This window comes from Nocardia sp. NPDC059240, from assembly GCF_042753865.1.
In the GTDB taxonomy this organism is placed as follows: Bacteria; Actinomycetota; Actinomycetes; order Mycobacteriales; family Mycobacteriaceae; genus Nocardia.
Genome location: NZ_JBHZAC010000003.1, coordinates 370,722 through 395,962 on the forward strand (window position 1 = coordinate 370,722; position 25,241 = coordinate 395,962).

Consider the following 25,241-nt stretch of genomic DNA (forward strand, 5'->3'; position numbering starts at 1 on the left):
TCCGGCCTCAGCCGCTGACGCTGGCCGTGCCGATCTCGAGATGCCCGGTGAATCGTTGTGACCAGCTCGAATCCGAGCTGACCGTGACGGTGAAGTCGTACCAACCGTTGTTGTAGGCAATGGCGTTGAAGTAGTCGCTGGTGGACTTGCCCGCCGCCACCGTGTACGTCCACGGCCCATCGGTGCGGTACTGATTGGCCTTGATGGTGAAGGTGACCGAGGAGGTGCCGGAGTTCGTCATGGCGAACCAGATCGCCAGCTTGCCGGTATTGGGCGCATTGGAATACGAGGTCGCGACCGCGACCGTCTTACCCGGCTTGGTCACATTGCCCTGGAAGCGGCGCAGGAATCGGTTCGGGCCGGTGACCGTCAGATCGTAAGCGCCATTGCCGTATCCGGTGCCGACCTCGTAGAAGTCATTGGTGCTGCCGCCCGCGCCGACCGTGTACTGCCACGGCCCGCCACTGCGAAATGCGTTGGCGTAGGTGGCGAAATGCACCGCGCGGGTCGCCGGAGTACCCGCATTGGCGAAGTTGATCCAGGCGCGGGCTTCACCATTGGTGCCGAAGGTGAAGTGGTCGAGCCAGGCGTTGGGCTGATACGGCAGCGCGCGGGCCGGACGAGTGCCCGACTCCTGGGCCGGGAGCGCGTTCGTGGTGGGCGACGGATTGGCCTGGGCGGAGCAGGTGGCCGTCGTGATCACCGCGGAAGTGTCCGGCAGCGTCGGCAATCCGGTGACCGGGGACGCGAAGTTGAACATGCCCGTCAGGTCGCCACACACCTCCCGCCGCCAGGCGCTGATATTGGGGCAGGTGGCCTTCTTGCCCAGCGCCGCGGTCCAGGTCTCCAGGAAACGCAGCACCGAAGTGTGGTCGAACACTTCGGAACTGACCCAGCCGCCGCGCGTCCACGGCGAGACCACGATCAGCGGCACCCGGAAGCCGAGGCCGATGGGAACACCGTTGAGGAACTCGTCCGCGGTGCCCGCGGGCGCGACGGGCGGCGGCACATGATCGAACAGGCCGTCGTTCTCGTCGTAGTTGACGATCAGCACCGTCGAGTTGAAGACATTCGGATCGGCGTTGAGCGCGTTGATCACGTTGTGCACGAAGTGCGCACCATTGTTCGGCGGGGCGTCGGGATGCTCGGACGACCACTGGTCGGACACGATCCACGACACCTGCGGCAGCTTGCCGCCGACCACATCGGCCTTGATCGCGGCCACGATGTCGTCCGGAGTCTTGCCGGTGGTCGCGGGCACCGAACCCATGCCGTTGACCGCCAGCGGGCTGCCGGGTGCGGCATTGGCGAACTGCTTGAAGTACGCGAGTGCGTTGTCGCCGTAGTTGTCCGCCGCGTTCTGGTACAGCTTCCAGCTGACACCCGCGTTCTGCAGCGCCTCGGCGTAGGTCTGCCAGCTCAGCCCGGATTCGTCGCCGCCGTCATTGGCGGGCCCGCCCGCGGTGCCGGCCGGATCGATCCAGCCGCTCCAGTGGTAGGTGCGGTTCGGTCCGGTCGCGCTGAGCACCGAGCAGTGGTAGGCGTCGCCGATGGTCCAGTTGTCGGCCAGCGCGTAATGGAACGGAATGTCCTTGCGCCCAAGGTATCCCATGGTGCGCGCGCTGCCCTTGGCCGCGACCCACGCGTCGAGATGCCCGTTGTTCCACGCGGCGTGCTGATCCGCCCAGGCGTGCGGCAGATCCCCGTCGCACTGCGCCGCGTTCTCCGACCCGGCCGCGCTCAACGCCCAAGGATATTGCCGCCCACCACCATTGGGCTGATTGAACACACTGTTCCCCCCGGACAGCTGGATCGTCGCCTTGTCCCCGAACCCCCGCACACCCTTGAGCGTCCCGAAATAATGATCAAACGACCGGTTCTCCTGCATCAGGATCACCACATGCTTGACATCCGCAATGGTCCCGCTCGCCGCCCCCGCGGCCCCCGCCCCAAAATTTCCACCAGCAACAACACCGGCCGCCGCCGCAGCCGACACACCGAGAAAACCCCGGCGATTCAAAGGTGACAAGACGCCTACTCCCGCTCTGACAAAGATCGCCAAAACGGTTACACCGCCCCGTAACCGACGCACGCCCCCACCCTGGCCACGAGGTTAACCTTGTATCGCTACAGATGAATGGCCAGTGACCAGCCGGACTACTTCAGTCCGGAAACATCGAAACCGCCCACTACATGGGCGGTTTCGGGTTCCCGAGGACTGTCAGGCCAGCTTGAGGCTGCGGCCGATGATTTCCTTCATGATTTCGGTGGTGCCGCCGTAGATGGTCTGGACTCGGGCGTCCATGTAGGCCTTGGCGATCGGGTATTCGCGCATGTAGCCGTAGCCGCCGTGCAGCTGCAGGCACTTGGTGATGAGTTCGAGCTGTTCCTCCGTCGACCACCACTTGGCCATGGCGGCCTCTTCGACGGTCAGCTTCTCGGCGTTCAGCAGCTCGATGCAGCGGTCGGTGAAGACGCGGACGGCCGTGGTCTTGGTGGCCAGTTCGGCCAGCACGAAGCGGGTGTTCTGCTGTGCGCCAATGGGTTTGCCGAAGGCCTTGCGGTCGCGGACGTACTGGCAGGTGAGGTCCAGGCAGGCCTCCATGGCGGCGGCGGCCATCACGGCGATGGACAGGCGCTCCTGCGGGAGGTTCTGCATCAGGTGGATGAAGCCCTGGCCCTCGGTGCCCAGCAGGTTCTTGGCGGGGACGCGGACGTCGGTGAAGGACAGTTCGGCGGTGTCCTGGGCCTTGAGGCCGATCTTGTCGAGATTGCGGCCGCGCTCGAAACCGGGCATGCCGCGCTCGACCACCAGCAGCGAGAAACCCATGGGGCCCTTGGACGCATCGGTCTGGGCGACCACGATCACGATGTCGGCATTGATGCCGTTGGTGATGAAAGTCTTGGCGCCGTTGAGAACCCAGTCGTCGCCGTCGCGGACCGCGCGGGTCTTGATGCCCTGCAGGTCCGAGCCGGTGCCGGGCTCGGTCATGGCGATGGCGGTGATGATCTCGCCGGAACAGAAGCCGGGCAGCCAGCGCTGCTTCTGCTCCTCGTTGGCCAGCTCCAGCAGGTAGGGCGCGATCACGTCATTGTGCAGACCGAAACCCAGGCCGGAGTAGAAGCCCTTGGTGACCTCCTCGGTCACGATGGCGTTGTAGCGGAAGTCCTTGACGCCCCCGCCGCCGTACTGCTCCGGCACGGCCATGCCGAGGAATCCCTGCTTGCCGGCTTCGAGCCAGACCGAGCGATCGACGATGCCGTCGTGCTCCCACTGCTCGTGATGGGCAGCCACATGCTGATCGAGAAACTTACGGAACGACTCCCGGAACAGCGCGTGTTCGGGTTCGAAAAGGGTGCGTTCCACGCCAACCTCCTACGGTGACCACATCGGCATCATCGCCTCTGCCCTTACCGTACTCGAAAGTCGAACGGAGGTTAACTTCACAGGGCGGGAAAGTGGTCCGAACTGCGACAGTCGCCATTGACGTCGCGGAACGGAGGGGCTGAACCTCGGTAAACCTACCGGGTGAAGCTCAGAGGCCGAAGCGGCCCAGGGTGCGACCCAGCAGGCTGCGGCCGCGATCCTTGTCGCGCTCGGACAACAGGAACTCCAGTTCCTCCTCGAGGGCCTTCTTCACCACGACCTGCAGATCGCTCGCGGCGGCCTCGAGATCCTCGGCGTCACGCCAGGGACTGGTGTCGATCGGGGTGCCGAGCGCGTAGTAGAAGCGCTCCGGCTTGGGCACCAGGGTCGGGCCGAGGCCGCGGATCAGCGGCGGGGTCAGGTTCGAGCGCAAGCCCAGCCCCTCGACCGCCTTGCGCAGCGGCAGCATGACCGGGTGATCGCCGTCGAAGACGATGTCGTAGATATCGTCGCCGCCGACCATGGCCATGGGGACGATGGGCGCGCCCGCCTGGATCGCCATCTTCGCGAAACCGGTGCGACCCTCCCACAGCAGCTTGTACTTCTGCCCCTTGGCGCGCATGGCCTCACGACCGCCGCCGGGGAACACCGCGACAGCCTCATCGTTCTCCAGCAAGGTCGTGCAGTTGCGGCGATTGCCGCGCACAATTCCCCAGCGGTGGAACACATCTCGCAGTCCGGGCACATCGATCAGCACATTCTCGGCCAGTCCCCGCACCAGCCGATCGTGCCGCACCAGGATCTCGTGCGCGAGCAGCGGGGCATCGGTCCCGCCCGCCAGCGAATGGTTGCCGACCAGCAGCACCGGACCCTCGAGCGGGAAGTTCTCCATGCCGTAGAAGCGCGGGCTGAACCAGGCCCGGGACGGGGCGATCAGCAGATCGATGATGCGGCGATCGGTATCGGTCAGATGGACGTGCAGCGGCGCACCGTCGGTCAACCCCCTCGGAGCTTCGGACAAATGATCATCATTACGAGACACAACAAACCCTCCCTGCAGAGCCTTCGATAGCAGCATGCTAACGAAAGCTTCCGCAGGTCACCGACCGAGGGTTAGAACAGGTTGGAGCGCTCGAAAGTGCCGAACTCCGCCCTCAGTTCGGATTTGCCGGACTCGGTGAGTCGGTCGTACTCGGGTTTTCCACGGCCGATCCAGCGGTAGATCGGTTCGATGGTGTGCCAACGCTGTTCCTGCAGTTCGCGTTTGAGCACCTTGTTCGAGCCGGTGACGGGGAGGTTCCCGGAGACGCGCAGCAGGCGGGGTGCACCCTTGGTGCCGAGATCGTCTTGGGCGCTGAGGAATTCGGCGAACTCGACGATGTCGAAGACGGCCGGGTCGGCTACCTCGATGGCCGCCATCACCTGATCCCCGGAACGCGGATCGGGCACGCCGTAGACGGCGGCGGCGATCACGGCGGGATGTCGTCTGATCACCTGCTCGATCAGAAGGGTCGAGGTGTTCTCGCCGTCCACTCGCAGCCAATCGCCTTTGCGTCCGGCGAAATAGAGAAAGCCCGCCTGGTCGATATATCCCAGGTCGCCGGTCCAATACCAGCCATTGCGCAGACGTTCGGCATCGGCGACATCGTTCTTGTAGTAGCCCTCGAATACGAGCGCACCAGCACGGTCGACCATCTCGCCGACGGCCTCGTCCGCATTCAGCACGCGGCCGTACTCGTCGAGCACCGCCCGCGCACACTCGGTGAGGGTGTCCGGATTCACCACGGCCACACCGGGATGCGCCGGGCGGCCGAGGGCGGACGGCGGTGCCTGCGGGTCGAGGGCGGCCAGGGCCGGGCCTTCGCTGGAGCCGTAACCCTCGAACAGTGGAGCACCGAAGCGGCGGCGGAACTCGGTCTGATCGGCCACCGACGCCTCGGTGCCGAAACCGCGCACCAAAGTGTTGTCGGCGTCGTCGGGCTGCTCGGGAGTGGCGAGGAGGTAGCCGAGCGCCTTGCCGACATAGGTGAAGAAGGTCGCGCCGAAATACCTTACGTCCGAGAGGAATCCGGATGCGGAGAACTTCGGCGTCAGGCACACCGTCGCGCCGTTGGCGAGCGCAGGAGCCCACAGCGCCATGATGGCATTGCCGTGGAACAGCGGCATGCAGCAGTAGTCGACGTCCTCGCGCACGTGGCCGAACTTGGCGGAGGCCGCATACGCGATCACCGCCAGGCGGCGCTGAGAACACTTGACCGCCTTGGAGGTTCCGGTCGTGCCGGAGGTGAACAGCAACAGCAGCAACGCCTCCGGGCCCGCCTCCGCCACCGGGTCCGTGCGATACCCGCTCACCCGCTGCGCGTAGCCCGGATCGTCCACGAGCAGAAAACGTTCCGGCTCCAACCCCAGATCCAGCCCGCGCAGCCTTGCCATGCCGGCCGCGTCGGTGACGATCAGCTGACAGTCCACATACCGAATATCGGCTTCCAGCTGAGTGTTTCCGCGCGTCGGGTTGATTCCGACCAGCGTCGCGCCGGCCAGCGCAGCCGCACCCAGCCAGAAGACGAAGTCGGGGACATTGTCCAGCAGCACCCCGATATGGAAGGGACCGTCCCGCCGCAACTCCCGCGCCAGCGCGGCCCGAGCGGCCGACTCCCGCACCACCACGTCCCAGGTCCAGTCCTGCTCCCGGGTGCGCAGGCCGGGACGCTCGTCGCCGAGCCGGTCGAGCAGCATGCTCGCGATATCCGCCCGCTGCGGTACCGATAGGTCCGTCATGTCCGAATCGCCTTCCATATGCCGAGTCTCGCCGCTCTCACACGGCCGGGTGCACGAGTTCGACGTATTCGCTGGGCAGTTCGTCGAACGAGAGCTTGCGGACCTCGACCGGACCCGAGTGATAGGAGTCCTCACCGACAATCAGGCCGTTCGCATCCACCGGCCACAACAGCAGCTGCCGGAAGGTGATGAGATAGTCGGCATCCGGGTCATCCACCGGGATGCCGATCTGCGCGGCATACGCGCCCGGATAGATCTGCTTGAGATAACCCTCGGTCACCACACAGTCGTCATCCACCAGCAGCCGATCCAGCGCGAACTCCAGAATGTTGGACTTACTGGCCACGAACGCCGCGTAGTAGTCATGCACTCCGGCCCACCCCTTCGGCCCGACATCCTGCCCGGCGTTCCAGAAGTGATAGTCCGGCTCCGCCACCAGCGTCCGCATCAGGCCGTCCAGATCGGGCTCCGCTTCCGCCTTCATATGCTCGATGACAATGCTCAGCACCTGACGATGCCGCTCATTGGTGGTAACGGCCAGCCGCTGCTCGAGCGGCTCCCAGGTCTTGGCCGGATCGACGATCGCCATGACGTGAATCTCCTTCTCCCGCACCGATTCGTGCCCACCGATACTCACCAATCCGGACCACCGGATGCACCCGACGCACGTCGCGGTTCCCGGCCGATGACCCGACACCCGTCGGATGTCCCCCGACCCCGCATTCGCGGCGAGGCCAACTCCGCCGAGGACAGGGCGATCCGCCGCACGGTCAGCACCAGCGTCGCCATGAACCGGTCCAACGCCTCCCCCATATCCCACCCCATCACCGCCTCGACCTGCGCGATCCGAGCCGCCACCGTGCTGTGGTGCAGATGCAATTCCTGCGCGGTCCCCCGCAACGTCCCGAACATGCAGAACGCCTCCAACGTGTCGACCGCCAACGCCCCCGCCTCATTGCTCGCGAACTCATTGATCCGCACCACATCCGCATTCCCCAGCAACCGCTGCACCGGCATATCCGCCAACAACTCCAACGACCCCAACCGCTCGAACGCCACCACCCGCCGCCCATGCCACGTCGACGACGCAAACCGCAACGCCCGCCGCGCCTGCTCCCACGAGGTAGCCGCCGCCACCGCGGGCAACCGCTCCCCCATCCCGATCCACGGCCCACCGGCCCCGGTGCGCGATGCCGGAAATGCCTCCACCACAGCATGATTCAGAGCATCCGACAGTCCATGATCAGCGCACCCGTCACGCAGCGCAGGATCTTGAACCAGCACAGCGACCGTCGCGCCGATCACCGCCTGCCGCAGCACTGGCACTTGCTCGCCGATGATCCGCACCGCCTCGGCAGCACCCGGTCCCGCCACCGCCAGCACCCGGGTGGCGCGCGCCGGATCCAGCCCGAGTAGCCGCATGGCCCGAACCCGATCCTCGCGCCGTTCCTTCTCCGACAGCACCACTTCCAGCAGCGCCGGATCATCCATCCGCAATGGATTCGCTGCCTGCCGCGCCGACACCATCCGCAAGCAGTGCCGCAGTCGATCCATCACCACCTGGTCCAGCGGGTGCGCGGGACAGTCGGGATGCGCAACGTGGTCGGGATCCACGTCGCGCCTTCGATCAGTGCCATCGCCTCCATCGCGCGGCTCCCGCCCGCCGGGCGAGGCTCGCCGCTCCAACCACACCGCGGGATCTGTGCCGAGCGAATCTCCCGGGTTGGCGGCGATCGCGGGCAGCAGGCGACCGGCGGCGTCGTAGCGGATCACGGTGCCGTCGGACCACATCGCGCCGACCGGGCATTCCGCCAATAGCGCGGCGGCGCGGATCACGGTGTCCGCGTTGGCGGCGGACTCGTCGAAGGCGTCGAAGTGGGCGAGCACCCGCAGCACCGCGGCCGGGTCGCTGCCCAGCGTCGACAACCGCGGCGGATCGGGATCCGACACGGGCTCGTTCACTTCGTTCCCTCCACGCTGACGGAATATCCGACGAGCGTGGCAAGTCCCGCGCCGGCTCGACGCATTTCCGGCGATCAGTCCGACTGGGTGGGACTCGGCCTCGCTTCAGGTCCCCTTCACGAATCGCAGATAGCAGGCCGCGAAGATCAGCACGATGCCGATGTTGGCCAGCAGCCGCGCCCAGAAGTGGTGCCGGAACACCAGAATGTCCACGCCGACGATGAGGGCGACCATCACGGCGACGAGGAGCACGACAACCGTCTGTCTTGCCATGACCTCTGTCTACTCCATGCGACGACCGGGGAGCGGCGCGAGTCTCCTCGGCGGGAGCGCCCCGGGCTGTGGTCAGGGCTGCGGTGCGGCCGGTGGCGGAAGAACGTTGGTTCGGAGGTGGCGAACCAGGGCGATCAGCCGGTCGGTGGTGGCGGCGGCCGGTTCGGTGAGCCGCAGCCGGAGGAGTTCACGGCCGGAGGCATGCAGGATTCGGGCGGTGTAGTCGGGGTCGGGAAGCTTCGGGAAGGCTTGCAGCAACTCCTGTTCCAGGAAGCGGTGGACGACCTGCGAGGACTCGGCGAGACGCTGATGCAGTTCGGGCGGCGCGCCCTCGGGCGGGAAGAGGAACAGGCGCCAGGTGGCCGGGTGCGCGTCGATGGCATGGATGGACCCGGCGAAGGCGTTGATGAACGGGTCGGGGTCGCGTACCTGGGTGAGCGCTTCGGCGAATTGGGTTGCGGCGCGGGCGGCTTCGCGGTCGATGAGGGCGATGAAGACGCCGGCCAGGTCACCGAACTGCTGGTAGAGGACCGGGCGGGTGATGCCTGCGGCCTCGGCGATGCGGTTGGGGGTGGCGGCGTGGAAGCCTTCGGTGTCGACGATGGCGTGGGTGAGGTCGAGAATCTGCTCGCGGCGGTTCTCCGCGGTCATCCGCCTGCGTACACCGGGGGCGCTCGTCACCCTTGACAGCCTAACTTACAACCCGTCAGTATCTAACTAACAGGTTGAAAGTTGAGGTGTGCCGATGACGATCCACTACCCAGAGCTCGCCGAAAGAGTACGCAGCCAGCAGGATTCGCAACCCGGCCTCTACGGCGACATCGACTTCCACACCTCCCCTTACCGATTCACCACCGACCCGGCCGACAAATCGTCACTGCCGAAGTGGGTCGCCGCCCGGGAGCCGCTGCTCGCCGATGAGCGCATGGTCGAATTGATGCGCACGGCAACGATGCTCGGCGATGTCGTCGCCGATCCCTATGCCACGCTCGTCGCACGCTACGGCGTCCAGGGGCTGATCGGCATGCTGCGGCAGGCCTGCCGCGACGGCGTCGACTCGGTCCCCGACGCACCCGCCGAACTGCGCACCTTCCTCGCCTCGATGGAAGCCACTCCCGCCTGGGTGGATAGGGAACTCGTCGAGCAGGGCGCGCGCCATATGCGCATCGGCGCGGCGTACCTGTCGCCCTTCCTGATTCGCGGCGCGTTCCTCGCGACCTTCCTCAATACGTATGCCGCCCTGCCGATGGCCATCATCGGCGCGCTGTCGGGACGCCGTGCCGCGCACCGAGTCAACGAAACCGCGACCTTCTTCACCGTGACCACCCTGCCGGGCGCGCTGACCCGCCACGGCGCAGGCTTCGAAGCCGCGGCCATGGTGCGGTTGATGCATTCGATGGTGCGCTACAACGCCCTCGAACGCTCCGCGCACTGGGACGCCGAGGTCTACGGCATCCCGGTACCGCAGGTCGACCAGATGCCCGCCGGACTCATCAACATGTACCTGCTCGCCACCCTCGCCCGGCGGCGCGGCCGCACCGAATTCAGTCCTCGCGAACGCGCCATGCTCGAATTCAGCCGCTACCGCTGCTTCCTGCTCGGCCTACCCGAAGAACTGCTGCCCACCACCGCCGAGGGCATCATCGAGGTGTTCCACGCCCGCGCCGCCCTGCTGCGCGACGGCTTCGACGACGCCACCTGCGGCGAACTCGTCCGCTCCACCATGGACGCCTACCTGCGCCCGGACCGCACCCCCTTCGACCGTGCCGCCGAGGCGGTCGAAAACAGTTGGAGCAGAGCCTTCTTCCTGGGATTCAGCGGCGGCAATCGCAAAGCGGCAGCCGCCATGAGCGTGCACCTACGCCCCGCCGACGCCGCCCGTGTTGCCGCCACCGCCCCGTTCATCCTCGCCCGCTTCGTCTCGATGACGGTCGCCGGGCAACTCCCGGCCCTCCGCAACACCGTCGACACCCGCACCATTCGCGTCATCGGGAAGCGCCTCGCCACCTACGGCAGCGCCGAATACACCACCGACGCAGCCACTTACACGCCGAAACACCCTTCGACCGCCTCCGGCTCCTGACCCGACCGCGCCCGCCGAGTGCCGGACCACAAGGCGTTCAGCCCGAATCGGACTCCGGTGTGCGCCGCTCGACGGTGCATATGATGGGCGTGGTGGGGTCTGTGTCGTTCCGAGGGACAGCGATCGCCCGGTGTCTACCGGCGGTGCTGGCCGCTGTCGCCGCAGTGCTGGCCACGCTTTTCGTAGTCGGGCCAAGGATTCTCGCCGGGCCGGTGCCGGGTGGCTCGGACGACGACGGCATCGGCGACGCCTTCCGCACCGCATTCCTCACCTATTGGCAATCCGACGTCCGCACCTTCCCGCCGAGTCTGCAGGCAGCAGTCGACTACTGGTTCCGCTACCACGTGGCCAAGGCCGTATTCGCCGCGCTCGCGCTGATCGTGCTCGCGGCCCTCGCCACCCTGCTGTGGAAGTCGTTCCTGAATTCCGCGAGCCTCGAAGCCGGCAGGCGGATCGCAGGCGCTACCGCCGCAGTCTTCGTCACCGCCTGCACGCTGGCCTCAATGCTGTTGGTGCTGGCCAACATTCAAGGCGCGCTCGCACCGTTCTCCTCACTGCTGCCCATGCTGATGGACGACGAGAGCAACCCCGACCTGGCCACCGCGATCGACCAGGCCAGAACCCAGGCGGACGCCTACCCCAGTACCCGAACCCAGCCCGCGACGCAGGTCATGATCGACGACTTCGCCTGGTATCACCTGATCATGGCGGTGCTGACAGGACTGGTCGCCGTCGCGGCCCTCGCCGCGATCATGCTGTCGTGGAGGCGTTTCCGGCGAACAGACCCCACCGACCGGAGTACCCGCCGAACCCTACTCTCCTTCACCATCGCCACCCTCCTCCTCACCCTGACCATGCTGGTAGTAGCCACCGCCAACGCCCTCACCACAGCAACCCCCGCCCCCGCCCTAGCCGCCCTCCTGAACGGCGGCTGGTAACCACCGAGTGGCACATTCTGGTGGAGTTTTGCCCGAATTCAGCTCCAGAATGTGCCACTCGACGAATCAATCGGCGTCGTTGGCCCAGCCGCAGGTGACGGAGCCGTCGTTGTCTTGGCAGACGGTGCCTGACGCGCAGGCGCGGACGACCCATTGGCCGTTGACGCAGGTGGCGTAGTTGGATTCGTCCCAGCAGATGTCGACTGCGCCGTCCGAGGTGTCGCAGCTGCCGCCGTCGGTGATACCCGAGGCGTCGGCGGTGGTTGTCTCGTCGGTTGCGCCGGTGGATGATTCGGACATTCGGAAATCCTTTCAGTGGGGGATCTCGCAGGGATATTGAAGCAATCCGCAGTTCGGGTGGACGCCAATTCCGCTGTATTCGTTACGAATCCGTCGAAGTATGTGACTCTTGAGGAATGTGGTGGGCGGTGGCGGCGTGGGCGGTCCGAGCCATATTCGCGGCGATGTTCGCGGTAGCTGCGTACGGGAAAGTGGTGGCGCAGTCCGCTACTCGGGATGCTGTGACGGCATTCGGCGTACCGGTCGGTCGCGCAAGGGCGGTGGCGCGGGCGCTGCCGATCGTGGAGGGGTTGATCGCGGTCGGGGTGGTCCTGCCCCGCGTGTGCGCGCCCGCCGCCGCAGCCGGGGTGATCCTGCTCGGCGTGTTCACCGGCGCGGTGGGATGGCGCCTGCGGCAAGGGGAACGGCCTGCCTGTGCCTGTTTCGGTGAGCCCAGCGCGGCACCGATCGGGGTGAGCACGCTGATCCGCAATGTCGCACTGCTGGCGGTCGGCATCGCCGCGACGATCGGCAGCCTCCGCTACCCCGGCCTCCCGCTCGCCGGCATCAGCGGCGACCGGCTGCTGATCGTCACCGCCTGCGTAGCGCTGGCGGCGGTACAGGTACGCCAGGGCATGACGCTGCGCGCCCAACGCGCCCGCATCGAGGAAACGGCGGGAACCGTTGCGACACAACTCCCGATCGGTTCCCGCGCACCGGCTTTCGAACTCCCCTCCACCACCGGCCACACCTCCCTACACCAACTCCTCACCTCCGGCCGCCCCCAACTCCTCGTCTTCCTGCAACCGACCTGCGGCCCCTGCAAATCGATCGCGGGCAGCCTCCCCGACCTGGCCGCCACCATCAGCGAATGGGTCGACGTAGTGGTGATCGGCTCCGGCACCATCGACGACAACGCCCTCTGGCGCACCGACTACGGCATCACTCACTACCTGGTCCAACGCTCCAGCGAAATCGCCCGCCGCTACGCCATCACCGGCACCCCCGCCGCCATCCAAATCGACGCCACCGGCCGAATCCAATCCGAGCCGGCCTCCGGCTCCGGCGGCATCCGCCACCTCCTGCGAGAGAACCCAGCCGTCCCCCACCCCAGCCCGGCAACGACCTGAGGCGAACCGAATCACCCTGTGGCAGAGCCGGAAAGCCGGGTTTCACCGAGAACGTCCAACCGCTTTACCGCCCCCTCGGCCGCACGGCGCACGCGGGAGTCAACATCGTCCCGCAAGCCCTCGAGCACCTCTCTGTGGGAACCGAGGCCGAGGGTCGCCACCAGGTGCGCGGCAGCAGCACGCACCCGCGGATCACCGTCACGAAGCGACAGCTCGACATACCGCGAGCTGGTGTCGTGCCGTCGGCCGAGCAGTTGGAGGTAGGCGCGGCGCAGACCGGGATCGGAGCGCCACGCGTCGGATAGAAGCGAGCGGCGCGGTCCCGCGACCTCCACCAGAGCGCGCCCGGCCGCCGCGCGCACCCGTGGCGCACCGGTACAAAACAGCGCCCACAATGTCGGTTCGGCCCGCGGATCGCCGATACGCCCGAGCGCTCGGACCGCCGCGACCACCGCGGATGGCTTGTCGCAGAGCCGGATCAGCGCCGGCACGGCACCCTGGTCGCCGTGGCGGCAGAGAACTCGCCCCGCCCGCTCACGTACCGTCGGCTCGATATCGTCCAGCGCGATCAGCGCCGCAGCCACGGCCGCGGACGGACCGATCCGGGCCAGGGCCCGCAAGCTGTGGTCGCGGGCCTCCGCATTGCCCGTTCGCGCTGTTTCGGCGAGCGTATCGATCGCATCGGTGGAGCCGATCCTCCCCAGCGCGGAAATCCATGGCACCCAGTTCGGATCGTCGCGCAGGCTTCGGCAGAGCGCGGGCACGGCCTCGATCGCCCGGAGTTCTCCCAAGGCGTACGGAGCGTCGTACCACCAGGCAGGCTCACCGAGGTGAGCGATGAGCTCCGGGATATGCGCCCGTCCGCGATCAGCCAGCCAGCCGGGATCCTCCCGCCATGGCGGATCGATGGGTGACAGGATTCGCCCACGCAGTGCCGCCAAGGCCTCGGGTCCGCCGATCGCGCGCAAACGGCGCGCAGCAGCGACCCGTGCCCAGCGCCAACCGATTTCGGACCGTCGGACGATCCGCCCGAGCGCCGCGATCTCGGCGTCGTCCGTATCCGCGTCCATGATTCCCTCGATGGCGGTCTGCACGACATTCGGCCGCTCGTCGGCGAGCCGGGTTCGGAGCCGATCGATATCGCAGGATGCCAGGGTCGCGGTAGCGGCCTCCCAGGCATCGCCCGAATCCCACCACCGATCGGCGATCTCGGCCGCGTACGGGCTATCGGCGGCAACGTAGAGGGCATGGTAGATCCAGTTCCGGCAACAGTCACGATGTTCGGAGTCGTAGGCGGTAAGCAGATTCGCCGCCATCTGCGAATCCGGATTCTCTGCAACCCAATTCGCATAGTCGCGCCAATGTTCGCCCGGCTCCGTCGGGGGCGGCACCGGCGCTTCTGCCGGCGGAATGTACGGCGGCACAGCCAATTTCTCGGCAAGCACCCGGAACGCGCCGCCCCAGAAGTAGAAGGTCCCGGGTGCGGTCTCGAGGAACTCCCGCCGTTCGACGAACTTGATCGCCACGGCGGCCGGATGCACACCGATCCGCTCGACGTAGTCCATCGGCATCTCACCGGGCCGCTGCGGCAACAGCGCCACCAGCGCCGCCACGGCCCGGGGCACGCCCCAGCTCAGCAACTCCGCCTCCCCGACCCCCACCATGGGTGCCTCCGACAGCCACGCCGTCCAACGCATCGTGCGACTCTCGGATCCGCTTATCGCACAGGCTTCGTCAGCGAGTCGCTCGACATACTGCAGCAGCGACTTGCCGTCCCGCCACAACCAGCCCCGATAGATTCGCGCCGCAATCCGACGCGCCCCCTCATCATTCACAAATCCCCATCCAACACCGATCCCCCGACCTTCACCACGGCATTTCTGCCGTGCCGGAAGCGAACGGTCAGGGCGGCCGCCACGAGGGTGGCGGTGGCGGCGAGCAGAGCGGTGGTCGGCCAGCCGAACCCGCCGACGGCGACTGCGCCGAACGCCGTGCCCAGGCTGCCGCCGATGAAGTAGACGACCATGTAGGCGCTGTTGAAGCGGGCTGGGGCGGTGGGGTCCAGGGCGAGAACGGTGCTCTGGTTGGCCACTTGGGCGGCGAAGAGACCCGCGTCGAAGAGGCCGAGGCACAACAGGGTCAGGGCGGTGTTCGAGAGGGAGACCGCGAGAGTCAATGTGCTCACGATGGTCAGGGTCAGGCCGATGAGGATTACGCGGCGGGCACCGATGCGGTCGGTCCAAACGCCGGAGATTCGGGTGGCGACGACGCCCAACAAGCCCGCGAGGGCGTACAGGCCGATGCGTTCGGACGAATAGGAGAACGGCGGTTGCGACAGCGCCACCGCGAGACCCGACCAGATCGTGCAGAAGGCGAAGAACCAGAGTGCACCGCGACCCGCTGCCGAACGCAGCGCCGGATGGCGGGCGAACAGGATGGGCATATTGCGCAGTGTCGCAAGGTAACTCGTGGTCGCGGAGGCCGACGCCGCCGGTAATGCGATCCGGGCGGCGCAGGCGATCGCGACGCACGCTGCCGCGAAGACGAGCAGCATGCCCCGCCAACCCAGCGCCTCCGCCAGCCAGCCACCGGCGATCCGGCCCGCCAGCACTCCGGCCGAGATGCCGGCGGTCACGATCCCGAGCACGGTGGCCCGCCGCGTCGGCGCAGCGAAACGCCCTGCGACCGAGCTCAATTGCGCCCCCACCGACGAGGCCGCACCGATCAGGCCGACACCCGCGCCGAGCAGCCATACCGACCCGACCGCCGCGCTCGCCGCCAAAGCCACTGCCAGTAAACAGAATTGAGCGGACACGACCGCGCGGGGCGCACTGCGATCGACCAGCGGCACCAACAGTGCCAGGCCCAGCAGATACCCGATCGGCCCGCACGCCAGTGCCGTCCCCACCGCCGCGACCGAGATATGCAGCGACCCTGCCACTTCCGAGATCGCGGGCTGTAGCGGGTAGACACTCGCGGTGCCGATCCCCGCCGCCAAAGCCATGAACCACACCGTGGGCGTCCGTAAGACCACGCTGCGGGTTTCCGGACCGAGATCGAGTTCCATGTCCCTGACCGTAGATACGCGCAGCTCGAGCTTCCGGCGGGAATCGGTCGGCGTAGTCACGGCCCCTATGCGGCGATCGCTTACGATCGAGAAGTCGGGATATGACGGTCGTTATAGGAGAATCAGCGTTGGAATCGACCACCACCTTCGAGCACCCGTTCGACAATGCCACCGAACTGACGCCCGTCGGTGCAGGTGCGTACCTCGGCCGCACCGCTCCCGAGTACTCGAACATGGTCGGCCCGTTCGGTGGGATCACCGCGGCCACCATGCTGCGCGCGGTGCTCGACGACCCGCGCCTCGTCGGCAGCCCGCTGTCGATCACGGTCAACTTCGCGGGTCCTGTCGCCACCGGCGCGTTCACCATCGACGCCGACCCCGTGCGCACCAACCGCAGCACCCAGCACTGGACTGTCACCATGAGCCAGGACGATGCCGTGGTCACCACCGCGACCGTCGTCACCGCCGTGCGCCGCGAAACCTGGTCCGACACCGAGATCACCCCGCCCGCCGCACCCGCCCCCGACACCGTCGAGGCGGCAGTGATGCCCGAATTCCCCGCGTGGCTGGGCAATTACGAGATGCGCTTCGTCGAGGGCGGCATCGCCTTCGACGCCGACAGCACCGCCGCCCCCACCTCCACCACCACGCTCTGGGTCCGCGACACCCCCACCCGACCCCTGGACCACCTGTCCCTCACCGCGATGAGCGACATCTTCTTCCCCCGAATCATGCTCCGCCTCGGCCACATGGTCCCCGCCGGCACCGTCTCCTTCACGGTCTACTTCCACACCGACACCACCCAATTCCCCACCAACCCAGCCGATTTCGTCCTCGCCACCGCCCGCGCCCAACACTTCGGCAACGGCTTCTTCGACCAGTCCGCCCACCTCTGGACCGCCGGCGGCACCCCCTTGGCCACCAGCCACCAGGTCGTCTACTTCAAGGCTTGATCACCGCGCCCAGATGCCGCTGGCGATGAAGACCCGCCAATCCTCCTCGGAGAACCAGAGTTCCGGGCCGCGACCGGCGGCTTTCGAATCGCGCACGCCGACTCTTCCACCGCCCAGGTAGATCTCGACGCACTGCTGGGCGGAGTCGGACCTGCTCGACTTGTACCAACGGCCGATTGGCGGGAGCCTCTTCATTCGGCGTACTCCTTTGCGACGGCGAGCACCAGGTCACGGGTGTCCGCTTCCGTCAACGCTACCTCCCGCATCGCGGCGACGGCCTCCCAATACTGATCGATCTCCTCCTCGCGATCGTGATAGAGGCTGCCGACCACACCTTCGACGAGAACGATTGTCGGCAAGGCGATTCCGCTCGTGCCCTTCGGAAACTCGAGCAGGGTGAAAGGCTGAATGGTGAGCCCACGATGCGGGCGGGAGGTGAACGGCATGACACGGATGCTGATGTTGTCGCGTTGCCCGATCTCGGCCATCCAGGAAAGCTGTGCCGCCATCACCGTCGTGGTCGCCGGTCGGTGCCGGAGAACCGCTTCCGACAACAACACTTCGAGGCGAAAGCCTTTCTCATTCAAGCGATTCTGCCGGCGCGCGGTGAGTTCGAGACGGCGCTCGATATTGACTGCCGACAGGTCCGGCTTGTCGATCCGGATGATCGCGCGGCGATATTCCGGACTCTGCAATAGGCCGGGCACGATCACCGGCTGATGCACGACGACATGATTGGCGGCACCTTCGAGCCGGAGAAATCGCGGGAAGGTCGGCGCGACCTGATCGGTGTACGCCTTCCAGAAACCTTTCGAATTCCCTTGGGCCTTAGCGATCTTTTCTTGCTCGGAGATCTCGGACCACAGCCGCAGCGCCTCGTCGCACACCTCCGGTGTGGCACCGTACTGGTCCAGTAGCAGCCCGATCAACGGCTTGGTGAGTTTGGTGGGACTGCCCTCCTCCATGCGCATGATCACCTGGCGAGACACCTCCAGCGCGGACGCCGCGGTCAGCAGTGTCTGATGTGCACCTTCTCGTACTCCACGCATGAAGTTCCCGAAATCCATGCGAGAGACTGTCGATCCAGCCATTTTCTTAGCCTCGCTATTTGGGTGCTATCCGCCGCGGACATAGCTACGGCGGACTTCCATCGTATTTGACGGAAGTCCGCGAGATGGCCTGTTCGAGAACGAATTCAGGTGTCTACTGATCGAAGAGCGCTCTGCGAAAACAATCTTCGGCCCGGGTGTCACATCTGGGCCATTCCCTCCGATAGGACATCGGGAGTCGCAATGCCCTGGGATGCGTGGATTTTGTCGGTTATGACTGTTATGGGCGGGACGCTGATGGCGTTCTGCGTTCTTGAAGCGGTCGGGAGTTGAGCTGTGGCGCAAGCGATCAGCCATGACGTGCCCGACTATCCGGTGCAGAATCTCGAAGTCGCTCGGCGTGGACTGGAGACCCACCGAGCATGCGCGAAAGGATGTGAAGCCAAGCGCTATTTCATCGCCCTCGTACCCCACCTGGAGATGATCGCGCGCCGCCGCGCGGCCTCCGCCGGATGGAACCTCTGGCCACCAGGCGGGTGACACAACAAGATCAGGGAGTACTCACTGCGGAAATTTGTCCGATTTCCCGCAGTGAGTACTCCCTGATCTTGAGCCGGGGGTTAGTCGGCGGCGGGCTCGGTGCCCGCGTGGGCGTACTCGGTGAGTTGGCCCGCGAGCGCGGCGGGGACTCGGGCGCGGACTCGGGTGCCGGTCTCCTCGTGGTCCGAGGTGAGGATCTTGCCGTCCGCGTGGATGCGGGCCAGCAGGTCGCCTCGGGTGTAGGGCAGCAGGACGCTGACCTCCACGTCGAGGCCGCCGAGGATCTGAGCCAGGCGGTCGCGGAGTTGGTCGACGCCCTGGCCGGTTTTGGCCGAGACGAAGGCGGCGTCCGGGAGCCAACCGCGCAGCTGGGTCACTTCCAGCGGATCCAGTGCGTCGATCTTGTTGACCACCAGGAACTCCGGCGGGGCCGGGGTCTTGGATTCCTTGAGGACATCGGTGATGACCTCGCGGACCGCCTTGATCTGCTGGTCGGGCAGCGGGTCGGAACCATCCACCACATGCAGCAGCAGATCGGCCCCGGTCACCTCCTCCAGCGTCGAACGGAACGCCTCGACCAACTGGGTCGGCAGGTGGCGAACGAAACCGACCGTGTCGGTGAACACGACCTCGCGGCCGTCCTCGAGGGCGGCGCGGCGAGTCGTCGGATCCAAGGTGGCGAACAGGGCGTCCTGCACCAGGATTCCGGCGTCGGTGAGCGCATTCATCAGCGAGGACTTGCCCGCATTCGTGTAGCCGACGATCGCGACCTGCGGGATGCCGCTGGCCGTACGCTTGGCGCGCTTGGTGTCACGAGCGGTCTTCATCTCGCGGATCTCGCGGCGCAGCTTCGCCATTCGCTCACGAATGCGGCGACGATCGGTCTCGATCTTCGTCTCACCCGGACCACGCAGACCCACACCGCCATTGCTGCCGGCACGACCACCTGCCTGCCGGGACATGGACTCACCCCAGCCTCGCAGCCGCGGCATCATGTATTCCATCTGCGCCAGCGACACCTGCGCCTTGCCCTCACGCGACGTGGCGTGCTGGGCGAAGATGTCCAGGATCAGGGCGGTGCGGTCGATGACCTTCACCTTGACGACCTTCTCCAGCGCGGTCAGCTGCGCGGGGGAAAGCTCACCATCACAGACGACGGTGTCGGCGCCGGTCTCGAGGACCATGCCGCGCAACTCCTCCGCCTTGCCCGAACCCAGATAGGTGGACTTGTCGGGCTTGTCACGACGCTGCACCAGTGTGTCGAGCACCTCCGAACCCGCGGTCTCGGCGAGTGCGGCCAACTCGGCCATGCTCGCGTCGGCCTGCTCGGCGGTCCCCTCGGTCCACACCCCGCACAACACCACGCGCTCGAGGCGCAGCTGCCGGTACTCGACCTCGGTGACATCCTCGAGCTCCGTGGACAGACCCGCGGTGCGACGCAGTGCCGCGCGCTCATCGAGCTGCAGCTCACCGACGGTCGGCGCGGCCTGCCAGCCGTCACGGCCGGTCTCGGGGGCGTCGTTGATCTCCTCGTCGATCTCTTCGGCGGGAGTGAACTCATACGTCTCTGGCTTACTCATACACCTCCATAGTCCCACGTCCCAACGAACGACCGCATTCGGTTATTTCACCGCGACCTTTCGGATGCGAAGTCGGCCCCGGCCCGGGTGATCACGTCGTCGAGAACTTCGCGTGAGCGCAGCAGGTCGGCGATGGTGCGGTCGATGCGATCGCGCTCGGAGACCAACTCATGGACCAGCTCGGGCGTGGCGCGCTCGTTCGCACCGCCGTCGGTGTCACGCATGCACGGGAGGATCCCGTAGATCTTCTTACTGTTCAGACCGGCCGCGAACAGCTCCTGGATGTGAATGACACGGTCCACGGCGAGCTCGGGATAGTCGCGCTGGCCGCCGGGGGTCCGCGACGCCACCAGCAGACCCTGCTCCTCGTAGTAACGCAGCGAGCGTTCGCTCACGCCGGTGCGTTTGGCCAGCTCACCGATTCGCATGCGGCACTCCAGATTCCGGGGCTTGCACCTCACATCAATGTCAGGTTTTACCTTACCGGCATGACGAACACAGACCTCTTCAGCACCGGCCGCATCGGCGCACTGGAACTCCCGAACCGGCTGGTCATGGCACCGCTGACCCGCAATCGCGCCGACGCCGACGGGACTCCGTCGGCGCTCATGCGGACCCACTACACCCAGAGGGCCGGGGCGGGCCTGATCATCGCCGAGGGCACCACACCCAACCCGGTCGGGCAGACATACCCGAACATCCCCGGCATCCACAGCGATTCGCAGATCGCGGGCTGGCGGCGCGTCACCGATTCGGTGCGGGACGCGGGCGGGCGGATGTTCCTGCAACTGCAGCACGGCGGGCGCGTCGGCCACCCCGACAACAGCGGGCTGGTGCCGGTCGCACCGTCGGCGATCGCGTTGCCGGAAGGCATTCACACCCCGTCGGGGCATCAGGAAGCGGTGACCCCGCGCGCGCTGAGCCAGAACGAAATCGACTCCACCATCGCCGATTTCGCGCAGGCCGCCCGCAATGCAGTGGCCGCGGGCTTCGAGGGCGTGGAGATCCACAGCGCCAACGGCCATCTGCTGCACCAGTTCCTGGCGGGAAACACCAACCACCGCACCGACGCCTACGGCGGCTCCATCGCGAACCGCATCCGATTCACCCTGGAGGTGGTGGACGCGGTCATCGCAGCGATCGGAGCGGACCGCGTCGGGATCCGCATCGCGCCCGGCGTCACCACCAACGGAATCGCCGAAGACGACACCGACGAGCTGTACCCAGCCCTGGTCACCGCCCTCGCACCCAGCCACCCGGCCTACCTGCACGTGGTCTTCGCCGACCCGGAAACCGCCCTCTTCCAGCAGATTCGACAGCTCTGGCCACACACCCTGATCGCCAACCCGAACCTCGGCTGGGGCGTCCCCCTCCCCGCCGACGGCGGCAAGGCCGCGGCCGAAACCCTGCTCGCGGCAGGCGCGGATCTCGTCTCCCTGGGCCGCGCGTTCCTGGCCAACCCGGATCTGGTGGACCGCCTGCGGATCGGCGCACCCCTCAACCCCGTCCGCGACACACCACTGATGTACGTCGGCGGCCCGCAGGGCTACAACGACTACCCGACCCTCGACACAGATCCCGCACGCAGCGCCGCGGTCGCTTGATCAGCGGGTCAGGCGTCCTGCCACCACTTGGCGGCGATGCGGCCGGTGGCGACGAGTTCTGAGGGGCCGCGGAGGGTCGCCGTGCCGTGGTCGATGCCGACGGTGACTACGCCGCCGGGGATGCGGACCTTGATGTGGCCGGTGTCGGAGGTGAGGTCGAAGCCGTCACGGGACAGGGCGGCTGCGGCGGCTGCCACGGTTCCGGTTCCGCAGGAGCGGGTTTCGCCTACACCGCGTTCGTAGACGCGCATGTCGACGCCGCGTTCGCCGTCGGAGCCGACGCTCAGCGGGGTGAGGATTTCGAGGTTCACGCCGTGCGGGAACAGGGTGTGGTCGAAGCCGGGGGCATGTTCGAGGTTCAGGGCGGACAGTGCCTGCGGGGTCAGGTCGGGGGTGACGCAGGCCAGGTGCGGGTTGCCGACATCGATTCCGAGGCCGGTGAATTCGCGGCCGTCGAGGGTCGCCGTCGACATGCCGAGCGTCTTGACCCGGCCCATGGCCACAGTCACCTCGCCGTGCACGGGGTCGGCGTGATGCACGATCACCGGACGTGCCCCGGCACGGGACCCGACGACGAATTCGGTGCGCTGCTCGAGCCCGGTCGCGACCAGGTAGTGGGCGAAGACCCGCACGCCGTTGCCGCACATCTCGGCGATCGAGCCGTCCGCATTGCGGTAGTCCATGAACCAGTCCGCGGCGCTGACAGCCTCGGGCAGCTCGCTCAGCACACCGGTCTCGATGAGCGCGCCCGCGCGCGCCACCCGCAGCACGCCGTCCGCGCCGAGCCCGCGCTGCCGGTCACACAGCGCCGCGACCCGCGACTCGGTCAGCTCGAGCCAGGCGTCCGGGTCGGGCAGCACCACGAAATCGTTCTGGGTGCCGTGTCCCTTGCTGAACTCGATGTCGGCCGCGTCGTTCTCGCTCATAGTCCTCACCGTAGCGCCCGGCGCTGCCGGGATATTTCGTAGAGGGCCACCGCCGCCGCGGCGGGCGCGCCCAGGGTGCCGTCGGTCGGAATGCACACCAGTTCGTCGCACACCTGCTGCCATGCGGGAGCGAGGGATTCGCTCTCGTCGCCGAGGACCAGCACGGTGCCGCCGTCGAATTCCGCCTCGTCCAGGGCGATGCCACCGTGATCGTCACTGCCGACGATGCGGGTCGCGATACCGCGCGCCCGCTGCCGATCCCGGAACGCGGCCACCTGCGCCGGGCCGGAAACCCGCAGCACCGGCACCGAGAACAAGGCCCCGTCGGAGGCGCGCACGCTCTGCGGGTCGTAATGGTCGACGCCGGAACCGGTCACGACCACCCCGCCCGCGCCGAATGCCACCGCCGAACGGATCAGCGAGCCCAACCGGATCGCCGAAGCGGGCCGATCGATGACCACCACGGTGGCCGGATCCTCGGGCGTACCCGGCGCGAACTGCTCGATCTCCGGCCGCCGCGTCACCGCCACGGCCACCAGTTCCGGCACCGCTTCGAGGGGTTCGGCCAGCCCGGCCATCACCTCCGGCACCAGCCCCACGCTCGGCACCCCGCTGGAATCGAGCACCTGCCGCGCCCACGGCGACGGTTCCGGCCCACCCAGCCGGTAGACGAGAGTCTCCAGCGGCCAACGGCTTTCGAGGGCGCGGCTGATCGGCCGCATGCCCTGCACCAGGAATCGGCTGTCCCGGAGGCGGGCGGCACGGGTGGTCAGATACGCCTGCCACTCCGCGACCGCGGCGGTGCGAGTGTTCTCGCGACGCGTCACTGTTATTCCTGTTCGTCCCTCATCGTGGAGGAGTTGACGAGCGCCAGCGCGGTGTCCACCAGGGTGGGATCCGCGCCGTCCACCCATCGCACCCGTCGGTCTCGGCGGAACCACGAACGCTGTCTCCTGACATAGCGTCGGGTGCCGATGAAGGTGCGCTCCTGAGCTTCGTTCAGGTCGTATTCGTTGTCCAGGAAATCGAGGACTTGCGCGTAACCGATGGCGCGCCGGGCAGTTTGGCCGTGCCTCAGACCCTGGGCGATGAGCCGCTCGGTCTCCTCGACCAGACCCGATTCGAACATCTTCGCGGTGCGCAACTCGATGCGGGCATCCAATTCGGCAGTGTCACGATCGACACCGATAATGACCGTGCCCCAACGGGGTTCACCGATCTGGGGCGCGGAGGCGGCGAACGGTTTACCGGTCAGCTCCACCACCTCCAGCGCGCGCACCATGCGACGGCCGTCGGTGGGCAGAATCGTCGCCGCGGCCACCGGATCCGCCAGCTTCAGCGCCTCGTGCACGGCGACCGTGCCGCGATCGGCCAGCACCGTCTCCCATTTCGCGCGGATCTCCGGATCGGTGGCCGGGAAATCCCAATCGTCCAGCAGCGCTTGCACGTACATCATGGAGCCGCCGACGATGACCGGGGTGTGACCGCGCGCCATGATCGCCTCCACATCGGCGCGCGCGGCCGACTGGTAGGAGGCGACGGTGGCGGTCTCGGTGATATCCAGCACGTCGAGCTGATGATGTGAGATGCCGCGCCGTTCGGAGACCGGCAGTTTGGCGGTGCCGATATCCATGCCGCGGTAGAGCTGCATGGCATCGATATTGACGATCTCGCCGTGCAGCCGCTGTGCCAGCTCCAGGGCCAGATCGGATTTTCCGGTGGCGGTCGGGCCGACAACTGCGATCGGCCTAGGGCCGTCCGAGGGGCTGAGCCGGGTCACCGGGCGACTCCCGGATGCCACACGCTGACGTGGTAGGCGACACCGAACGGGGCTGCGGCGTAGAGGGTTTCGACCGCCGGATCGACCGGATCGGCGGCGAAGAGACCGGCCAGCACCTGATAGGCGGGACGGCCCTCGACCTCGATCTCGCCGCACAGCCCGGTGTCCAGGGCGGCGATAGCCGCACGGTCGCCGGCACTCAGCGCACGGTCGATATCGGCCTGCACCGCCTCGGCGCGCTCGTCGAGGTAGCGAGGGGCCTTGAGCGACAGGGTTGCTGCACCGTCGCCGACCACCAGTACGGCGACCGGTTCGGGCTCGGCATCCAGTTCGGCGCGCAGGTGGCGGCCGAAGGTCAGGCAGTCCGCGGCGGAGGCGTCGGCCGAGATCAAGCGGGCTTGCGCGACCGCTTCCGGCGCGACCTGCTCGCGCAGCCAGCCCGCGATCAGCGCCGGGAGGGGCAGCAGCGGATCCGCGAGGGCGGTTTCGGTGACCGATCCGGTCAAACCGACGCGCACATCCACGCCGTATCCCCGGAATGTGCCCACCGCTTCCGAACCGATCACCCGGTTCGCTTCTGTGGTGCCGGAGCTTTCCTCCGGCTCCGCCACGCCGACCACGATCCACCGTGACGCGCGGGCCGCCAACTCCCCCGCCGCACGTATCACCGCAGCTCGCAAGGCCGCAACGTCGGTATCGGCCGCCGCACCGGCCGCGCCCTCGAGTTCGGGCACCAGCACGGGCGGTGAGGGAACCAGCGACGCAACACAGAACACGCCGTCAACCGTAGCGCTAACGCACCTCACCAGCCCCACCCCGGCCGGGTCGCCGCGCCGCCGAAGCGGGCTCAAAGACAGCATTTCCCATCTCAGCCTGGTTGAATGGGATGCAGTTAGACGAATGAGCTAGGGCGTAACCAGGCAGCCGTGACG

25 protein-coding genes are annotated in these 25,241 nt (G+C 67.1%); 6 read left to right on the forward strand and 19 right to left on the reverse strand.

What is annotated here, in order from left to right; translation table 11 throughout:
- Window positions 1–7: 7 nt before the first annotated feature.
- The 8 genes from ACFXHA_RS11910 to ACFXHA_RS11945 form a co-directional block, all read right to left on the reverse strand.
- On the reverse strand, window positions 8–2,092 hold the full coding sequence (locus ACFXHA_RS11910; RefSeq protein ID WP_379355670.1) for a phosphocholine-specific phospholipase C: 2,085 nt from the start codon (window positions 2,090–2,092) through the stop codon (window positions 8–10).
- 129 nt (window positions 2,093–2,221) lie between these two features.
- The gene (locus ACFXHA_RS11915) at window positions 2,222–3,367 is read right to left on the reverse strand and encodes an acyl-CoA dehydrogenase family protein (protein WP_379355672.1); all 1,146 of its coding nucleotides are present in this window, start codon (window positions 3,365–3,367) and stop codon (window positions 2,222–2,224) included.
- A gap of 169 nt (window positions 3,368–3,536) precedes the next feature.
- Entirely contained in the window at window positions 3,537–4,388 is an 852-nt protein-coding gene (locus ACFXHA_RS11920) for a lysophospholipid acyltransferase family protein (protein ID WP_379355674.1), read from the reverse strand.
- A 92-nt stretch (window positions 4,389–4,480) separates the two neighbouring features.
- Complete coding sequence (locus ACFXHA_RS11925) at window positions 4,481–6,145, reverse strand: AMP-binding protein (RefSeq protein ID WP_379355676.1); 1,665 nt, start codon at window positions 6,143–6,145, stop codon at window positions 4,481–4,483.
- Window positions 6,146–6,182: 37 nt separating this feature from the next.
- Window positions 6,183–6,734, reverse strand: coding sequence for a nuclear transport factor 2 family protein (locus tag ACFXHA_RS11930; RefSeq protein WP_379356639.1), 552 nt, complete (start codon window positions 6,732–6,734; stop codon window positions 6,183–6,185).
- Window positions 6,735–6,778: 44 nt separating this feature from the next.
- Window positions 6,779–8,071: a PucR family transcriptional regulator gene (locus ACFXHA_RS11935; protein ID WP_379356641.1), complete on the reverse strand. Its 1,293-nt coding sequence runs from the start codon at window positions 8,069–8,071 to the stop codon at window positions 6,779–6,781.
- Window positions 8,072–8,212: 141 nt separating this feature from the next.
- A complete protein-coding gene (locus ACFXHA_RS11940; RefSeq protein WP_379355678.1) occupies window positions 8,213–8,380 on the reverse strand; it encodes a hypothetical protein in 168 nt (55 codons plus the stop codon).
- A gap of 72 nt (window positions 8,381–8,452) precedes the next feature.
- On the reverse strand, window positions 8,453–9,031 hold the full coding sequence (locus tag ACFXHA_RS11945; protein ID WP_379356643.1) for a TetR/AcrR family transcriptional regulator: 579 nt from the start codon (window positions 9,029–9,031) through the stop codon (window positions 8,453–8,455).
- 94 nt (window positions 9,032–9,125) lie between these two features.
- Here ACFXHA_RS11945 and ACFXHA_RS11950 point away from each other — a divergent pair, with 94 nt between their 5' ends.
- Both ACFXHA_RS11950 and ACFXHA_RS11955 read left to right on the forward strand, forming a co-directional pair.
- A complete protein-coding gene (locus tag ACFXHA_RS11950; RefSeq protein WP_379355680.1) occupies window positions 9,126–10,463 on the forward strand; it encodes a DUF2236 domain-containing protein in 1,338 nt (445 codons plus the stop codon).
- A gap of 92 nt (window positions 10,464–10,555) precedes the next feature.
- Window positions 10,556–11,401: a hypothetical protein gene (locus ACFXHA_RS11955; RefSeq protein ID WP_379355682.1), complete on the forward strand. Its 846-nt coding sequence runs from the start codon at window positions 10,556–10,558 to the stop codon at window positions 11,399–11,401.
- Window positions 11,402–11,467: 66 nt separating this feature from the next.
- On the opposite strand, the gene ACFXHA_RS11960 is transcribed toward ACFXHA_RS11955, so the two are convergent.
- The gene (locus ACFXHA_RS11960; protein ID WP_379355684.1) at window positions 11,468–11,701 is read right to left on the reverse strand and encodes a hypothetical protein; all 234 of its coding nucleotides are present in this window, start codon (window positions 11,699–11,701) and stop codon (window positions 11,468–11,470) included.
- A 116-nt stretch (window positions 11,702–11,817) separates the two neighbouring features.
- On the opposite strand from ACFXHA_RS11960, the gene ACFXHA_RS11965 reads away from it, so the two are divergent.
- Window positions 11,818–12,810 carry a MauE/DoxX family redox-associated membrane protein gene (locus ACFXHA_RS11965; protein ID WP_379355686.1) on the forward strand — a complete coding sequence of 331 codons (993 nt, stop codon included), beginning with the start codon at window positions 11,818–11,820 and terminating at the stop codon, window positions 12,808–12,810.
- Window positions 12,811–12,821: 11 nt separating this feature from the next.
- Here the strand turns inward: ACFXHA_RS11965 and ACFXHA_RS11970 are convergent, their stop codons facing one another.
- The gene (locus tag ACFXHA_RS11970; protein ID WP_379355688.1) at window positions 12,822–14,507 is read right to left on the reverse strand and encodes a HEAT repeat domain-containing protein; all 1,686 of its coding nucleotides are present in this window, start codon (window positions 14,505–14,507) and stop codon (window positions 12,822–12,824) included.
- A 134-nt stretch (window positions 14,508–14,641) separates the two neighbouring features.
- The gene (locus tag ACFXHA_RS11975) at window positions 14,642–15,877 is read right to left on the reverse strand and encodes an MFS transporter (protein WP_379355690.1); all 1,236 of its coding nucleotides are present in this window, start codon (window positions 15,875–15,877) and stop codon (window positions 14,642–14,644) included.
- 128 nt (window positions 15,878–16,005) lie between these two features.
- On the opposite strand from ACFXHA_RS11975, the gene ACFXHA_RS11980 reads away from it, so the two are divergent.
- Window positions 16,006–16,830, forward strand: a complete 825-nt coding sequence (locus ACFXHA_RS11980) for an acyl-CoA thioesterase (RefSeq protein ID WP_379355692.1) — start codon at window positions 16,006–16,008, stop codon at window positions 16,828–16,830.
- Here ACFXHA_RS11980 and ACFXHA_RS11985 read toward each other — a convergent pair whose 3' ends face one another.
- Window positions 16,831–17,025 carry a DUF397 domain-containing protein gene (locus ACFXHA_RS11985; protein WP_379355694.1) on the reverse strand — a complete coding sequence of 65 codons (195 nt, stop codon included), beginning with the start codon at window positions 17,023–17,025 and terminating at the stop codon, window positions 16,831–16,833.
- Window positions 17,022–17,801: a DUF5753 domain-containing protein gene (locus ACFXHA_RS11990; protein ID WP_379356645.1), complete on the reverse strand. Its 780-nt coding sequence runs from the start codon at window positions 17,799–17,801 to the stop codon at window positions 17,022–17,024. The genes ACFXHA_RS11985 and ACFXHA_RS11990 overlap by 4 nt, the downstream gene beginning before the upstream one ends.
- Before the next feature lie 414 nt (window positions 17,802–18,215).
- Between ACFXHA_RS11990 and ACFXHA_RS11995 the strand changes: the two genes are divergently transcribed.
- Complete coding sequence (locus tag ACFXHA_RS11995; protein WP_379355696.1) at window positions 18,216–18,419, forward strand: hypothetical protein; 204 nt, start codon at window positions 18,216–18,218, stop codon at window positions 18,417–18,419.
- Window positions 18,420–18,499: 80 nt separating this feature from the next.
- On the opposite strand, the gene hflX is transcribed toward ACFXHA_RS11995, so the two are convergent.
- Together hflX and ACFXHA_RS12005 are read right to left on the reverse strand one after the other, a co-directional pair.
- A complete protein-coding gene (hflX, locus tag ACFXHA_RS12000) occupies window positions 18,500–19,999 on the reverse strand; it encodes a GTPase HflX (RefSeq protein WP_379355698.1) in 1,500 nt (499 codons plus the stop codon).
- 47 nt (window positions 20,000–20,046) lie between these two features.
- On the reverse strand, window positions 20,047–20,427 hold the full coding sequence (locus ACFXHA_RS12005) for a MerR family transcriptional regulator (protein WP_379355700.1): 381 nt from the start codon (window positions 20,425–20,427) through the stop codon (window positions 20,047–20,049).
- A 60-nt stretch (window positions 20,428–20,487) separates the two neighbouring features.
- On the opposite strand from ACFXHA_RS12005, the gene ACFXHA_RS12010 reads away from it, so the two are divergent.
- Window positions 20,488–21,603: an alkene reductase gene (locus tag ACFXHA_RS12010; RefSeq protein WP_379355702.1), complete on the forward strand. Its 1,116-nt coding sequence runs from the start codon at window positions 20,488–20,490 to the stop codon at window positions 21,601–21,603.
- A gap of 8 nt (window positions 21,604–21,611) precedes the next feature.
- Here the strand turns inward: ACFXHA_RS12010 and dapF are convergent, their stop codons facing one another.
- From dapF to ACFXHA_RS12030, 4 genes are read right to left on the reverse strand one after another with little or no spacing between them, the layout of a single operon-like run.
- Window positions 21,612–22,505, reverse strand: a complete 894-nt coding sequence (gene dapF, locus ACFXHA_RS12015) for a diaminopimelate epimerase (RefSeq protein ID WP_379356647.1) — start codon at window positions 22,503–22,505, stop codon at window positions 21,612–21,614.
- A gap of 29 nt (window positions 22,506–22,534) precedes the next feature.
- Entirely contained in the window at window positions 22,535–23,356 is an 822-nt protein-coding gene (locus ACFXHA_RS12020) for a TrmH family RNA methyltransferase (protein ID WP_379355704.1), read from the reverse strand.
- A 2-nt stretch (window positions 23,357–23,358) separates the two neighbouring features.
- Window positions 23,359–24,309 (reverse strand): tRNA (adenosine(37)-N6)-dimethylallyltransferase MiaA, encoded by a 951-nt coding sequence (gene miaA, locus ACFXHA_RS12025; RefSeq protein WP_379355706.1) that lies wholly within the window; start codon window positions 24,307–24,309, stop codon window positions 23,359–23,361.
- The gene (locus tag ACFXHA_RS12030) at window positions 24,306–25,085 is read right to left on the reverse strand and encodes a hypothetical protein (RefSeq protein ID WP_379355708.1); all 780 of its coding nucleotides are present in this window, start codon (window positions 25,083–25,085) and stop codon (window positions 24,306–24,308) included. The genes miaA and ACFXHA_RS12030 overlap by 4 nt, the downstream gene beginning before the upstream one ends.
- Between the last annotated feature and the right edge of the window lie 156 nt (window positions 25,086–25,241).